Origin of the sequence: uncultured Dechloromonas sp. (assembly GCF_945957265.1) — a bacterium.
GTDB lineage: Bacteria > Pseudomonadota > Gammaproteobacteria > Burkholderiales > Rhodocyclaceae > Azonexus.
The window spans coordinates 64691-79230 of record NZ_CAMFKO010000015.1 but is presented as its reverse complement, the minus strand read 5'-3'; the positions used below and the strand labels follow the sequence as shown (position 1 = coordinate 79230).

At 65.2% G+C, this 14540-nt stretch carries 13 protein-coding genes; all 13 read left to right on the top strand.

Annotated features, from left to right (window positions below; genetic code table 11):
- The first annotated feature begins 35 nt into the window (after positions 1 to 35).
- Entirely contained in the window at positions 36 to 965 is a 930-nt protein-coding gene (locus tag Q0P59_RS10095) for a catechol 2,3-dioxygenase (protein WP_295006236.1), read from the top strand.
- Complete coding sequence (locus tag Q0P59_RS10090; RefSeq protein ID WP_295006234.1) at positions 965 to 1402, top strand: heme-binding protein; 438 nt, start codon at positions 965 to 967, stop codon at positions 1400 to 1402. Before Q0P59_RS10095 ends, Q0P59_RS10090 begins: the two co-directional genes overlap by 1 nt.
- Positions 1403 to 1426: 24 nt before the next feature.
- Positions 1427 to 2881, top strand: a complete 1455-nt coding sequence (locus tag Q0P59_RS10085) for a 2-hydroxymuconic semialdehyde dehydrogenase (RefSeq protein WP_295006232.1) — start codon at positions 1427 to 1429, stop codon at positions 2879 to 2881.
- A 61-nt stretch (positions 2882 to 2942) separates the two neighbouring features.
- Positions 2943 to 3725, top strand: a complete 783-nt coding sequence (dmpE, locus tag Q0P59_RS10080) for a 2-oxopent-4-enoate hydratase (protein ID WP_295006229.1) — start codon at positions 2943 to 2945, stop codon at positions 3723 to 3725.
- A gap of 13 nt (positions 3726 to 3738) precedes the next feature.
- Positions 3739 to 4533, top strand: coding sequence for an SDR family oxidoreductase (locus Q0P59_RS10075; protein WP_295006227.1), 795 nt, complete (start codon positions 3739 to 3741; stop codon positions 4531 to 4533).
- Positions 4534 to 4555: 22 nt separating this feature from the next.
- Positions 4556 to 5470: an acetaldehyde dehydrogenase (acetylating) gene (locus Q0P59_RS10070; protein ID WP_295006225.1), complete on the top strand. Its 915-nt coding sequence runs from the start codon at positions 4556 to 4558 to the stop codon at positions 5468 to 5470.
- A 12-nt stretch (positions 5471 to 5482) separates the two neighbouring features.
- Positions 5483 to 6514, top strand: a complete 1032-nt coding sequence (gene dmpG, locus Q0P59_RS10065) for a 4-hydroxy-2-oxovalerate aldolase (RefSeq protein WP_295006223.1) — start codon at positions 5483 to 5485, stop codon at positions 6512 to 6514.
- Positions 6511 to 7299, top strand: a complete 789-nt coding sequence (dmpH, locus tag Q0P59_RS10060) for a 2-oxo-3-hexenedioate decarboxylase (protein WP_295006220.1) — start codon at positions 6511 to 6513, stop codon at positions 7297 to 7299. The genes dmpG and dmpH overlap by 4 nt, the downstream gene beginning before the upstream one ends.
- Before the next feature lie 10 nt (positions 7300 to 7309).
- Positions 7310 to 7501 (top strand): 2-hydroxymuconate tautomerase, encoded by a 192-nt coding sequence (locus Q0P59_RS10055; protein WP_295006218.1) that lies wholly within the window; start codon positions 7310 to 7312, stop codon positions 7499 to 7501.
- 227 nt (positions 7502 to 7728) lie between these two features.
- On the top strand, positions 7729 to 8694 hold the full coding sequence (locus Q0P59_RS10050; RefSeq protein WP_295006216.1) for a YCF48-related protein: 966 nt from the start codon (positions 7729 to 7731) through the stop codon (positions 8692 to 8694).
- Positions 8695 to 8714: 20 nt separating this feature from the next.
- A complete protein-coding gene (locus Q0P59_RS10045) occupies positions 8715 to 11105 on the top strand; it encodes an MMPL family transporter (protein WP_295006214.1) in 2391 nt (796 codons plus the stop codon).
- Between the two features lie 79 nt (positions 11106 to 11184).
- Positions 11185 to 13146: a DUF1302 family protein gene (locus Q0P59_RS10040; RefSeq protein WP_295006212.1), complete on the top strand. Its 1962-nt coding sequence runs from the start codon at positions 11185 to 11187 to the stop codon at positions 13144 to 13146.
- Between the two features lie 20 nt (positions 13147 to 13166).
- Entirely contained in the window at positions 13167 to 14483 is a 1317-nt protein-coding gene (locus Q0P59_RS10035; protein ID WP_295006210.1) for a DUF1329 domain-containing protein, read from the top strand.
- Positions 14484 to 14540 lie beyond the last annotated feature (57 nt).

Here is a 14540-nt window from a genome sequence, read left to right as displayed (position 1 = left end):
TGCAGTCACCTCACTCGAAAAACAGGAGAAGACAAATGGCAATGACTGGCGTACTTCGTCCCGGGCACATTCAGCTGAAAGTGCTCGACATGGCCGAAAGCGTTGATTTCTATTCACGGGTGCTGGGCCTGATCGAAACCGGTCGCGATGCCCAGGGCCGCGTCTATTTCAAGACCTGGGAGGAGCGCGATCACCACAGCGTGATCCTGCGCCAGGCCGAGTCGGCCGGCATCGACTTCTTCGCCTTCAAGGTCGATAGCGACGCCACCCTGGCCAAGCTGGAGAAGGATCTCCAGGCCTACGGCGTCGCCACCCGCCGCATCGAGGCCGGCGACCTGCTGGAAACCGGCGAGCGCGTGCGCTTCACGCTGCCGACCGGCCACGACATCGAGCTCTATGCGCACAAGACCGCCGTCGGCAACGACATGGGCGAGTTGAATCCGGAAGCCTGGTGCGCCAGTGCCGAAAAGGGCATCGCCCCGATCCGCCTCGATCACGCGCTGCTCTACGGCCCGGACATCGAAAAGGCACAGGCTATCCTCCAGGACGTGCTGGGCTTCTACCTGGTCGAGCACATCCAGCTCGAAGACGGCCAGACCGACCTCGCCATCTGGCTGTCGTGCTCGACCAAGGCGCACGACATCGCCTTCGTCCGCCATCCGGAGCCGGGCAAGCTGCACCACGTTTCCTTCCTGCTCGAAACCTGGGAGCAGGTGCTGCGCGCTGCCGACCTGATGTCGATGAACCGCGTTTCCATCGATATCGGTCCGACCCGTCACGGCGTGACGCGCGGCACGACCATCTACGCCTTCGACCCCAACGGCAATCGCTTCGAAACTTTCTGCGGCGGCAACTACGCCTATCCCGACCAGAAGCCGACCAAGTGGACGATGGATGAGGTCGGCGCCGCCGTGTTCTATCACGACCGCAAGCTGAACGACCGCTTCCTGACGGTGGTGACCTGATGCAAGTCGCCGTCGCCACGCCGGGGATCACCGCCGAAGCGGCCGCCGCAGCCTGTGCGGCGGCGGTCGCTCGCGCGGTGAGCAAGGGCTGGAGGATCAACGTCGCCGTCGTCGACCGCGGCGGCAACCTGATGGCCTTCCTGCGCCAGCCGGGCGCCTACATCCACTCCATCGACATCGCCATCGACAAGGCCTACACCGCGGCCAGCTTCGGCTTTCCGACCAGGGCCTGGATGGGGGCGATCGGCCACGACGACGGGATGAAGCTGGGCTTCTCCAGCCAGCCGCGCCTGATCGTCTTCGGCGGCGGCCTGCCTATTCCGGGCACTGCGGGCGAGGGTGGCGAGTGGATCGCCGGCATCGGCGTCTCCGGCGCCTCCGAGTCCGAGGACGAGGAATGCGCGCGGGCAGGGCTGGCGGCCATCGGCCTGGCCTGACAACAGAAACCCATAGAGGACAGCATGAAACAAATCCTGAATTTCATTAATGGCGAATTCGTCGCGACTGCCCGTCAGTTCGAGAAGCGCACGCCGCTCGACAACAGCGTCATCGGCCTGGTGCACGAAGCCGGCAAGGCCGAGGTCGATGCCGCGGTCAGGGCCGCGCACGAGGCGCTGGAAGGGCCGTGGGGCAGGATGGCGGTAGTCGAGCGCACCGACATCCTGAACAAGGTGGCCGACGAGATCAATCGCCGCTTCGACGAATTCCTCGACGCCGAGTGCGCCGATACCGGCAAGCCGAAGAGCCTTGCGTCGCACATCGACATCCCGCGCGGCGCCGCCAACTTCAAGATTTTCGCCGACGTGATCAAGAACGCGCCGACCGAGTTCTTCGAAATGGCCACCCCGGACGGCAAGGGCGCCATCAACTACGCCATGCGCCGCCCGGTCGGCGTGGTCGGCGTCGTCTGCCCGTGGAACCTGCCGCTGCTGCTGATGACCTGGAAGGTCGGCCCGGCGCTGGCCTGCGGCAACACCGTGGTCGTCAAGCCGTCGGAGGAAACGCCGCAAACCGCCACCCTGCTCGGCGAGGTGATGAATGCCTGCGGCGTGCCCAAGGGCGTCTACAACGTCGTGCATGGCTTCGGCCCGAACTCGGCCGGCGAATTCCTGACCACCAACCAGGACGTCAATGCCATCACCTTCACCGGCGAAACCCGCACCGGCGCCGCCATCATGAAGGCCGCTGCCGATGGCGCCCGCCCGGTGTCGCTGGAAATGGGCGGCAAGAACCCGGCCATCGTCTTCGCCGACGCCAATCTCGACGTCGCCATCGAGGCCACCCTGCGCTCCTGCTTCGCCAACTGCGGCCAGGTCTGCCTCGGCACTGAGCGCGTCTATGTCGAGCGCCCCTTGTTTGAGACCTTCGTCGCCGCGCTGAAGGCCGGCGCCGAAAAGCTCAAGCTCGGCGTGCCGGGCGACCCGGCCACCAACATGGGCCCGCTGGTCAGCCAGGAGCACCGCGACAAGGTGCTGTCCTACTACGCCAAGGCGGTCGAGGAGGGCGCCACGGTGGTCACCGGCGGCGGCATTCCCGACATGCCCGGCGGACTGGCCGACGGCGCCTGGGTGCAGCCGACCATCTGGACCGGCCTGGACGACAACGCCGCCGTGGTGCGCGAGGAAATCTTCGGACCGTGCACCACGATCATGCCCTTCGACAGCGAGGACGAAGTGATCCGGCGCGCCAACGACACGAGCTACGGCCTGGCCGCCTCGGTGTTCACGCAGGACGTCAATCGCGCCCACCGCGTCGCCGGCCGCATCGAGGCCGGCCTGGTGTGGGTCAACAGCTGGTTCCTGCGCGACCTGCGCACGCCCTTTGGCGGCGCCAAGCAGTCCGGCATCGGCCGCGAGGGCGGCGTGCATTCGCTCGAGTTCTACACCGAACTCAAGAACGTCTGCGTCAAGTTGTAGGGCGAGCCCGACATTGGCCGCTGGCCGATTCAACAGAGGAAACACCAGAGGAAATATCGCGATGGAAAAAGCACAAATCCTGCAACTGGGCGACGAGCTGTACGAGGCGCTGGTCGCCGGCCGGACGGTCAGCCCGCTGACCTCGCGCGGCTTCGACATCAGCATCGAGGATGCGTATCACATCCAGCAGCAGATGCTTCTGCGCCGCCTGGAAAAGGGCGAGAAGGTCATCGGCAAGAAGATCGGCGTCACCAGCAAGGCGGTCATGAACATGCTCGGCGTGCATCAGCCGGACTTCGGCTACCTGCTCGACGGCATGGTGTACAACGAAGGCGAGTCGATCGACATGGCGACGCTGATCCAGCCGAAAGCCGAGGGCGAAATCGCCTTCCTGCTCAAGAAGGATCTCCAAGGCCCGGGCGTCACGGCGGCCGATGTGCTGGCCGCCACCGAAGGCGTCATGGCCTGTTTCGAGATCGTCGATTCGCGCATCACCGACTGGAAGATCAAGATACAGGACACCGTCGCCGACAACGCATCCTGCGGCGTATTCGTGCTCGGCGACCAGCTGGTCGATATCGGCAAGGTCGACCTCGGCCTGTGCGGCATGGTGCTCGAGAAGAACGGCGAAATCGTCGTCACCGGCGCCGGCGCCGCGACCATGGGCCACCCGGTCAACGCCATGGTCTGGCTGGCCAACACGCTGGGCCAGCTGGGCATCGCCCTGAAGGCCGGCGACATCGTGCTGTCCGGCGCGATGGGGGCGATGGTCCCGGTGGTCAAGGGCGACAACCTGCGCGTAAGCATCGGCGGCATCGGCGGCTGCTCGGTGCGCTTCGTCTAGGCGATTACCCGACATGGACCTCCAGATTTCCGGCAAGACGGCTGTCGTCAGCGGTTCCACCGCCGGCATCGGCTTCGCCATCGCCAGCGAACTGGCCCGCGAAGACGCCAGCGTGGTCATCAACGGCCGCCGCCAGGCCGGTGTCGATGCCGCCGTCGCCCGCCTGCGTTCGCTGGTCGGCGGCGCCCGGGTCAGCGGCGTGGCGGCCGACCTGTCGACCGCCGCCGGGTGCCGGGCTTTGTTCGACGCCTGTCCGCGGGCCGACATCCTGGTCAACAACCTCGGCATCTTCGAGCCGCAGCCGTTCGCGGCCATTGCCGACGACGACTGGCAGCGCTTCTTCGACACCAACGTGATGAGCGGCGTGCGCCTGGCGCGCCACTACCTGCCGGCCATGCAGGCGGCGAACTGGGGGCGCATCGTGTTCATCTCCAGCGAGTCCGGCATCAACACGCCGGGCGAGATGGTGCATTACGGCATGACCAAGTCGGCCCAGCTCGCCGTGTCGCGCGGCCTGGCCCAGAGCTGCGCCGGCACCGGCGTCACGGTCAATGCCGTGCTCCCCGGCCCGACCCGCTCGGAAGGCGTCGCCGGGTTCTTCGCCAAGCTGGCCGCCGAGTCCGGCATCGGCCTCGACGACATGGAGCGCCGCTTCTTCGCCGAAGCCCGGCCGACCTCAATTATCAAACGCATGATCGATCCGTCCGAGGTTGCCGCGCTGGTCGCCTACGTCTGCAGCGCCCGCGCTGCCGCGACCACCGGCGCCGCGCTGCGCGTCGAGGGCGGCATCGTTTCCACCATTTGTTGAATATCCCTTCAAGGAAAATTCCATGACCCAGAAAATCAAATGCGCGCTGATCGGTCCCGGCAACATCGGCACCGACCTGCTGTACAAACTCAAGCGCAGCCCCTTCCTCGAACCGGTGTGGATGATCGGCATCGACCCCGAATCGGAAGGCCTCAAGCGGGCCGCCGAGATGGGCCTGAAGACCTGTTCGACCGGCGTGGACGGCTTCCTGCCCCACGTTCTCAAGGACGAAATCCAGATCGCCTTCGACGCCACCTCGGCCTACGTCCATGCCGAGAACACCCGCAAGCTCAATGCGCTGGGCGTGCTGATGATCGACCTGACGCCCGCCGCCATCGGCCCCTACTGCGTGCCGCCGGTCAATCTCAAGGAACACGTCGGCAAACGTGAAATGAACGTCAACATGGTCACCTGCGGCGGCCAGGCCACCATCCCCATGGTCGCCGCCGTCTCCCGCGTCCAGCCGGTCGCCTACGGCGAAATCGTCGCCACCGTGTCGAGTAAATCCGCCGGCCCCGGCACCCGCAAGAACATCGACGAATTCACCCGGACCACCGCCGGTGCCGTCGAGAAGGTCGGCGGCGCCAAGAAGGGCAAGGCCATCATCATCATCAACCCGGCCGAACCCCCGCTCGTCATGCGCGACACCGTGCACTGCCTGACCGAAAGCGCCCCGGATCAAGCCGCGATCACCGACTCCATCCACGCCATGATCAAGGAAGTCCAGAAATACGTCCCCGGCTACCGCCTGGTCAATGGCCCGGTGTTCGACGGCAACCGCGTCTCCGTCTACATGGAAGTCACCGGCCTCGGCGACTTCCTGCCCACCTACGCCGGCAACCTCGACATCATGACCGCCGCCGGCGCGCGCACCGCCGAGATGTTCGCCGAAGAAATGATCAAGGGCACGCTCAAGCTCGAGCCTGTCGTCGCCTAAGGAGAAAAAGAGATGACCCTCAAAGGCAAGAAAATCACCGTCCACGACATGACCCTGCGTGACGGCATGCACCCCAAGCGCCACCTGATGACGCTGGAGCAGATGGTCAGCATCGCCACCGGCCTCGACGCCGCCGGCATTCCGCTGATCGAAGTCACCCATGGCGACGGCCTGGGCGGTTCCTCCGTCAACTACGGCTTCCCGGCCCATACCGACGAGGAATACCTCGGCGCCGTGATCCCGAAAATGAAGAACGCCAAGGTATCGGCTCTGCTGCTGCCCGGCATCGGCACCGTCGATCACCTGAAGATGGCGCGCGAACTGGGCGTGAACACCATCCGCGTCGCCACCCACTGTACCGAGGCCGATGTCTCCGAGCAGCACATCAGCATGGCTCGCAAACTGGACATGGACACCGTCGGCTTCCTGATGATGGCTCACATGAACAGCCCGGAAGGCCTGGTCCGGCAGGCCAAGCTGATGGAAGGCTACGGCGCCAACTGCATCTACGTCACCGACTCGGCCGGCCACCTGCTGCCGGAGACGGTCAAGGCGCGCCTCGGCGCCGTGCGCGACGCGCTGAAGCCGGAAACCGAACTCGGCTTCCACGGCCACCACAACCTGGCCATGGGCGTCGCCAACTCCATCGCCGCCATCGAGGTCGGCGCCAACCGCATCGACGCGGCGGCGGCCGGACTGGGCGCCGGGGCCGGCAACACGCCGATGGAAGTGCTGATCGCCGTGTGCTCCCTGATGGGCATCGAGACCGGGGTCGATGTGGCGAAGATCACCGATGTCGCCGAAGACCTTGTGGTGCCGATCATGGACTTCCCGATCCGTATCGACCGTGATGCGCTGACCCTGGGCTATGCCGGGGTCTATGGCTCCTTCCTGCTCTTCGCCAAGCGGGCCAGCCAGAAGTACGGCGTGCCGGCCCGGGAGATCCTGGTCGAGCTGGGCCGTCGCGGCATGGTCGGCGGCCAGGAGGACATGATCGAGGATACCGCCATCACCATGGCGCGCGAACGGGGATTGATCGCATGAAGCTGAACCAGAACACCATCGCCGGCCTCGCCGAACTGCTCGAAAACGCCGAGCTGAAGGCGCACGACGTCGTCAAGATCACCGATGCCCATCCCGACATGGACTGGGACGACGCCTACGCCATCCAGAACGAGATCCTGCGCCGCAAGCTGGCGCGCGGCAACCGCGTCGTCGGCCTGAAGTGCGGCCTGACCTCGCGCGCCAAGATGAAGCAGATGGGCGTCGAGACGCCGTGCTTCGGTTTCCTGGTCGACACCTTCACCGTGCCGGACGGCGGCGAGGTGAAGATTGCTGAACTGATCCACCCCAAGGTCGAGCCGGAAATTGCCTTCGTGCTCAACAAGCCGCTCAGGGGGCCGGGTTGCCATGTCGGCGCGGTGCTCGCGGCGACCGATTTCGTGATGCCGGGTATCGAGGTCATCGACTCGCGCTACCGCGACTTCAAGTTCGACCTGAAGAGCGTGATCGCCGACAACTGCTCGTCGTCGCGCTATGCGCTGGGCGGCATGGCGGTGCCGCTGGCCGGTCTCGACCTGCGCACGCTGGGCGTGGTCATGGAGAAGAACGGCGAAGCGGTCGCCATTGGCGCCGGGGCGGCCGTGCTCGGCCATCCGGCGGCGGCCATCGCCATGCTGGCCAACCACCTCGGCGCCCGCGGCGAAGAGATTCCGGCCGGCACCATGATCCTCTCCGGCGGGGTGACCGAAGCGGTTGCCGTCGCGGCCGGCGACCACGTCAATCTGCGCATCCAGTCGCTGGGTAGCGTCAGCATCAAGTTCGCCTGAGGAGAGCGCCATGCCGTTCGCACAAATCTACCTGATCGAAGGCCGCAGCGACGAGCAGAAGAAACTGCTCATCGAGAAGGTCAGCGCCGCCATGGCGGAGGCGCTGGGCGCGCCGCTGGAAAACACCCGGGTGTGGATACAGGACGTGCCCAAGGCGCAATGGGGCATCGGCGGCAAGACCGCCAAGGAGCTGGGGCGCTAGCGGCCTGTCGCGGCGGGCGGGGCGCAGGCCTCGACCCGCCAGGCGGGTAGCGGAAAAGTGACTGAATGATATTGGGCGGTATGGGCCGATGACGGCCCTTGTCGTGCCAAATATAAATATCGAGATTTTTCGCAATTCACGGGAAGAAAGTAAATCCCGGAAGAAGCGGAAGCGGAGCAAATCGAGGGTGTGCCGCAACAACGGCCGCCCGGTACGGAGGAGGTTTTATGGGGCGGATTTCTGCCGCACGACAATGGCCGCTGGGCCTGGCGATGACCGGCCTGTTGCTGGCGGCCTGCACGCAGGCGCCGGACATGTCGGGCATCGCGTCGGAACGCGAGCGTTCGCTGAAGCGCTACGACATCAGCCAGGCGATTGCGGCCAACGACAAGGTGATCGTGGTCGGCACGCAAAGCGGCGTCGTGCTGGTCTCGGCCGACCAGGGCGCGACCTGGAAACGCCAGGCGCTGGGGCAAACGTCGTTGATCGATATTGCCGTCTGCGCCGACCGGAGTTTCGTCGCCATCGACCATTACCACAAGCTGTGGTCGGCCGATGCCGAGGGCAAGGTCTGGCAGTCGGTCAAGCTCGAGCAGCCGCGCACGCCGCTGGCCGTCGCCTGCAGCCCGCAGGGCGGCTGGTGGGTGGCCGGCACCAACGCGGTGATCGCCGGCAGCGCCGACCGGGGCAAGACCTGGCAGGTCACCGATCTCGGCGAGGACACCCAGATCACCACCCTCCAGTTCATCGACGACAAGCGGGCCGTGGCGCTGGGCGAGTTCGGCATCACCGTCATGTCCGACGACGGCGGGGCGACCTGGAAGAAGGGGCCGAAGATGCCCGGCGACTTCTACCCCTATGCCGCGCTGTTCCGCGATGCCCGCGACGGCTGGGTGAGCGGCATCGCCGGTCAGATGCTGCATACCCGCGACGGCGGCCAGACCTGGCACAAACAGGCCAATGCCACGCAGGCTTCGCTGAACCGCCTGTTCATGCACGACGGCGTGCCCTACGGCGTCGGCAACGGCGGCATCGTCGCCCGCCTCGAAGGCGACAGCTGGCGCAACGTCCCCTATCCCGATCCGCTGCCGATGTTCCTCGGCGGCGGCGCTTCCCTGCCCGGCCAGGCGGCCATCGTCATCGGCGGCCCCGGCGGCCTGCTGCGCACCGTCGGCACGGCGAACAACAAATAGACCCGGGAGCAGACAAGAACATGGTTAGCAAACTCCGTCATTCCATTACCCACCGCCTGCACCAGGGCGAGGAGTGGATTTTCCGCAATCCCAAGATCGTCCTCTCGCTGGTCCTTGCCGTGACGCTGCTGTTCGGCATGGCGCTGCCCAGGCTGCGGGTGTTTACCGACTTTTCCGACCTGCTGCCGCAGAACCACGGCTACATCAAGGTCTACAACCGCCTGAAGGAGAATTTCGGCGGCGCCAACATGCTGGTCATGTCGGTCGAGGTCGAGCAGGGCACGATCTTCAACGACGACACGCTGAAGCTGATCCACGAGGCGACGCAGGGCATCGACAACCTGCCCGGCGTCAACCACAACCTGGTCAGCAGCCTGACCCACCGCACGGCACGCAAGGTCTTCCTCGACGACCAGGGCGGCTTCGCCTCGGAGTCCTACTACGATCCGCTCAAGCCGACGCGCACCGTCGCCGAGCTGGAGCAGCTGAAAAAGGACGTCATCGCCAACCCGACCATCTACGGCCTGCTCGTCTCGCCGGACATGAAGGCGGCACTGATCAAGGCGCAACTGAACGAAGGCGACATCGACTACCCGGCCACCTTCGCCGCGCTGCAGGAAGTGCGCAAGGCGCTGGCCAAGCCGGGGCACCAGATCCACGTCACCGGCAATCCGGTGCTCACCGGCTGGGTCTATACCTACCTCAACCAGATCGTCGAGATCATGGCCTGGACGCTGGCCCTGCTGGCGACGCTGCTCATCGTCTATTTCCGCCGCTTCTACGGCATCGCGCTGCCGCTGCTCGGCATCGCGCTGTCGTCGATCTGGGGCCTCGGCTTCATGGCGGTCATGGGCATCAACCTGGAACCGCTGTCGCTGCCCATTCCCTTCCTGATCGCGGCGCGCGCCACCTCGCACGGCGTGCAGCTGGTGGTGCGCTATTACGAGGAACTGGCCATCGTCCATGACGGCAAGAAGGCGGCGCGCAATGCGCTGGATGCGCTGTTCCGCCCGGGTTCGCTGGCCATCATCGTCGACGCCGTCGGCATTGCCGTGCTGGTGCTCGGCGCCGCGCCGTTCAACCACAAGCTGGGTATCGCCGCCGGTTTCTGGGGGTTCTCGGTGATCTTCACGGTGCACTTCATGGTGCCGCTGGCCCTCACCGTGCTGCCGGCCCCGAAGAAGCACGAGAACGGCAACGAATGGATGCGCAACGTCCTCGGCAAGGCCATGGCGCTGACCGGCGGCACCGAGGGCGGCGCCCGTTCGATCCTGATCCTGACGCTGATCGGCGCCATCGGCGGCAGCTACCTGGTCGGCAAGGTGCAGCTCGGCGAATCCGAGCCCGGCTCGCCGCTGCTCCATCGCGACCACGACTACAACATCTCGACCAAGGCGATCAACACGCGCTTCCCCGGCTCCGAGGAACTGCACGTCGTGGCCCGCACCGACGACAAGGGCGGCATCAAGCGTCCGGAAGTCATGGCCGCCATCGAGCGCTTCCAGGCGCACATGCTGTCCGACCCGCAACTGGGCGGCACCAAGGCCATGCCGGGCGTCGTGCGGGTGGTCAACAAGCTGACCCACAACGACGACCCGCGCTGGATGCAGCTGCCCGACACGGCCGACGAAATCGGCGGCCTGATGTTCGCCTACATGGCCTCCAGCCCGATTCCCGGCGCCCTCAAGGAGTTCGTCACGCCCGACGAGGACGAGGCCGACATGGTGTTCTACTACAAGGATCACCAGGCCGACACCATCAACCGCGTCGTCGCGCTGGCCGAGGAGGGCATCAGGCAGATCGAGAAGGAGGTGCCCGGCCTGCACATCGAGCTGGGCGGCGGCATCATCGGCGTCACGGCCGCCGGCAACCAGGCGCTGCACACCGACCACCTGATCATCATCCCGGCGGTCATGCTGCTCGCCTTCGTCATCGTCATGGTCTATTACAGCTCGCTGCACGCCGGCTGGCTGATGATCCTGCCCATGCTGTTCTCGACGCTGATGACCTACGCCTACATGGGCGCGCTCAACATCGGCATCAACGTGAACACCGTGCCGGTCATCGCCGTCGGCGTCGGTGTCGGCATCGACTACGCGGTGTATTTCATGGACCGCATCCGCGAGGAGTTCGCCAAGCTGCGCGACATCAAGCGGGCGGTCATCGAGGCGGTGGCCACCACCGGCTCGGCGGTCAGCTTCACCGCCGCCACGCTGATCGCCGGCGTCGTGATGTGGATCTTCATGTCCGACCTGCGCTTCCAGTCGGATGCCGCCGTCCTCCTTTCTTTCATGCTCATCGTCAATGCGATCGCCGCCGTGCTGATCGTGCCGTCGTGGTGCGTGGTCTTCAAGCCGAAGTTTGTGACCGCCATCCACTACGACGAGGACGGGGTGCTGGAAAACGATTAACAACATTCCGGACCAACCGGAGGGGAACAGCACCATGCAACTTAACAACCATTGGGGGATCAAATCCATGGAGACATCCTTGAAAACTGGAAGGCGCCTGTCGCTGCTGGCGGCGGCGCTGACTGCCACTTGCGCGACGCAGGCGTGGGGCAGCGAACTTCCGTCGCTGGGCGAGGACTCCTCGCCCTGGCAGGTCGACCTGACCTACGAGAACCACACGGTCAAGCGCGAGCACACCGGCCTGGCCAAGTTCCGCAACACCATGCAGGCCGAGTTCGACAAGCGCGCCGGCAACGGCTGGGGCATCCACGGCATCCTGCGCGGCAGCTGGGACGGCGTGTATCGCATGAACAGCAAGGAATACGGCAACGATGCCGGCGGTTCGATCACGACGCAGTCGACGACACCGGGCGGTGTGGTCAACAGCCCCTGGGGAGCCGGCCCGGTGACGCATACGCTGGTCGCCGGTCTGGGTTACCCCGGCGCGGCCGGCAACGCCTTTGTCGATTCCTACGGCGCCAACAATCCGAATAGCGGCCTGCGCATCCTGGGCGATCGCTGGCACGGCACCAACGGCGGGGTCGGCTTCGCCGTGCCGGTCCGCCCCTGCGACGTCGATAGCCGCGGCTGCCGCGATTTCGGCGGCTACGGCAACAAGACGCTGTCCGAGCTGGAAATGCCCGAGTTCAACGACCGTCTCGACTTCATCCGCGAGCTGTATGCCAAGAAGTCGTTCAGCCTCGGCGACGGCAAGGAACTGTTCGTCAAGGTCGGCAAGCAGCAGGTGGTGTGGGGGCGCACCGACCTGTTCCGCGTGCTCGACGTGATCAACCCGGTCGATTTCTCGCGCAACAACATCTACGACGAGCTGTCCGACATCCGCATCCCGATGTGGATCGCCCAGGCCGAATACCGCATGGGCGCCAGCGACTGGATGCAGGACCGCAACTTCCAGATCGTCTGGAACTTCGACAAGTTCCGTCCCAACAACCTGGGCCAGTGCGGCACGCCGAACGTCATCCTCGACGCCGGCTGCTTCTTCCGCGGCATGGCCAACCTGTGGGACAACGGCGGCACGGTGGCCAACTTCGCCAACGTCGCGCCGGGCACCCTGCTGGCGACCAACTTCGGCCCCGGCCAGATCGGCCTGAAGGACGTGCATCTGCCGGAGTGGAGCCTGTCCAACACCCAGCTCGGCGCCAAGTACGAAGGCGTGACCATGGGCGGCCTGTCCTTCTCGCTGAACGCGCTGACCTATCGTTCGCAACTGCCCTCGCTGCACGGCGGCAAGCGCGCGACGAACTCGTTTACCGGGCAGTACCAGAACGCCTGGCCCTACCTGATCTCCTTCGACATGGAGTTCCCCCGCGTCAACCTGGTCGGCGGCTCGATGGACTTCCAGATCCCGGCGGCGGGTGCGGCGGTACGCATGGAAGCGGCCTATACGCAGGGCGAGGAATTCGCCAACACCATGCGCGAGCAGCTGTACTCGAAGAACGACGTGTTCCGCGCCGTGATCGGCGTCGACCGCCCGACCTTCATCCCCTTCATCAGCGAAACCTCGGCGACGCTGATCTCGGCCCAGCTGTTCTACCAGCACATCTTCAATCACGAGTGGAAGCAGGAGCAGTACGGCCCGGTCGGCATGCCGGACTGGGAAAACAACTTCATCGGCACCCTGCTGATCAAGGGCTTCCTGAAGAACGGCACGGTCAGCCCGCAGATCATCTTCGCGCATGACTTCCGGGCCCAGGCCACGGCCGTCGCGCCGCAGGTGGAGTGGAACTACACCAACGACCTGAAGATCACCATCGGCGCCAACTACAAGCTGGCCGACGGCCGCGATCACTGGAAGTTCGACGACTGCCGCGCCTGCAACCCGTTCGCGCCCTTCACCGCGCCGAGCGGCGATGGCAACCCGACCACGGCGTATTCCCGCGGCTTTGGCGGCATGGAGCCGCTCGGCCGCTTCCGCGCCGGCCCGATCGGTGCCGCCTTCAAGGAAAACGACATTTTCCTGCGTGTTAATTACAAGTTCTGAGCCAACAGAGGAGACATAGTATGAAAAAGCATTTGATCGCCATGGTGCCGTTGCTGGCGGCCGGCACGATGGGCCTGGCCCAGGCCTCGAGCGAAGCCGACGTCGACAACTCGTTCAACCCCTACAAGGCCGGCATGCCGAGCTTTGCCGGGCTGACGGCGGGCACCGTCATCAACAAGGCCAATGCCGACCAGTTCAAGGACGTGCTGGGCGCCGGCGTCTACAAGCTGATCAAGGAAGGCCTGTTCGAAATGAGGGTGGGGGCGACCACCCAGTTCGCCATTTCCAAGGCCTACATCGACGCCACCAAGGCCAATCTCGGCAAGGCCAAATTGGGCGCCAAGCCGGGCGACAACCTGGCCGGCTACGTTGCCGGCCGTCCCTTCCCGGAAGAGCCGGACGTCAAGGACCCGCGCGCCGGCGAGAAGCTGGCCTGGAACTACAAGTACGGCGTGAACTGGGGCGACGGCGCGATCATTTCGCCGTTCTTCTGGAAGTACAAGAACATGCAGACCGGGCAGGTGGAAAAGACCATCAAGTACGACTTCCACTTCCTGAACTTCATGCACCGCACCAAGGATGCGCCGGTGCCGGAAATCACCCCCAACCCGTCCGGCATCTTCCGCGCCATCTACGTCAAGGCGCATGAGCCGCAGGATCTGAAGAACACCCAGCTGCTGATCCAGCGTTTCGAGGACGACGCCAAGCTCGACGACGCCTATCTCTACCTCGGCTTCCAGCGTCGCGTCCGCCGCCTGGCGCAGGGTCAGGTGACCGATTCCTTCCTCGGCTCCGACCTGATGATCGAGGACTTCGAGGGCTACAACGGCCGCGTCTCCGACATGAAGTGGACCTACAAGGGGACGAAGAACGTGCTGCTGCCGATGTGGAACCACAACGAGCTGAAGCTGGCCGCCGACATGCCGGCCGAGGCCGACGGCTACAAGTACGTCGATTTCGCCGGCCAGGGCAAGTGCTTCCACGAAGGCACCTGGCAGCTGCGCAAGGTCTATGTGCTCGAAGCCGCGCCGGTCAATACCAACCACCCGGTCAGCAAGCGCGTCTTCTACATGGATGCCCAGCTCGGCAACCTCAACGGCGCCAACGAGATCTACGACCGCAAGGGCGAGCTGTGGAAGGTGTTCATGGTCGGCAAGTCGCACGCCGACTCCCACCTGCCGGTCAACAAGGGCGCCGGCATCGGCATCGACGATGCCTTCTCGATGGTCGACCTGCAGTCGAAGCATTGCACCACCGGCCAGTTCAAGGGCCAGGTCGATCCCAAGAAGAATCCGCCGGGATTGTTCCAGGTGCAGAACCTGCGCGGCGGCGACTGATCTTTCTTTCCTGCACCCAAGAGGGTGTCTCTGCGGTCGGAGGGCCCTGCTGCGTTG

Excerpts from the sequence above, each read along its gene's own strand:
- Q0P59_RS10095 (WP_295006236.1), top strand. The coding sequence starts at position 36 with ATGGCAATGACTGGCGTACTTCGTCCCGGGCACATTCAGCTGAAAGTG.
- Q0P59_RS10090 (WP_295006234.1), top strand. The coding sequence starts at position 965 with ATGCAAGTCGCCGTCGCCACGCCGGGGATCACCGCCGAAGCGGCCGCC.
- Q0P59_RS10085 (WP_295006232.1), top strand. The coding sequence starts at position 1,427 with ATGAAACAAATCCTGAATTTCATTAATGGCGAATTCGTCGCGACTGCC.
- dmpE (WP_295006229.1), top strand. The coding sequence starts at position 2,943 with ATGGAAAAAGCACAAATCCTGCAACTGGGCGACGAGCTGTACGAGGCG.
- Q0P59_RS10075 (WP_295006227.1), top strand. The coding sequence starts at position 3,739 with ATGGACCTCCAGATTTCCGGCAAGACGGCTGTCGTCAGCGGTTCCACC.
- Q0P59_RS10070 (WP_295006225.1), top strand. The coding sequence starts at position 4,556 with ATGACCCAGAAAATCAAATGCGCGCTGATCGGTCCCGGCAACATCGGC.
- dmpG (WP_295006223.1), top strand. The coding sequence starts at position 5,483 with ATGACCCTCAAAGGCAAGAAAATCACCGTCCACGACATGACCCTGCGT.
- dmpH (WP_295006220.1), top strand. The coding sequence starts at position 6,511 with ATGAAGCTGAACCAGAACACCATCGCCGGCCTCGCCGAACTGCTCGAA.
- Q0P59_RS10055 (WP_295006218.1), top strand. The coding sequence starts at position 7,310 with ATGCCGTTCGCACAAATCTACCTGATCGAAGGCCGCAGCGACGAGCAG.
- Q0P59_RS10050 (WP_295006216.1), top strand. The coding sequence starts at position 7,729 with ATGGGGCGGATTTCTGCCGCACGACAATGGCCGCTGGGCCTGGCGATG.
- Q0P59_RS10045 (WP_295006214.1), top strand. The coding sequence starts at position 8,715 with ATGGTTAGCAAACTCCGTCATTCCATTACCCACCGCCTGCACCAGGGC.
- Q0P59_RS10035 (WP_295006210.1), top strand. The coding sequence starts at position 13,167 with ATGAAAAAGCATTTGATCGCCATGGTGCCGTTGCTGGCGGCCGGCACG.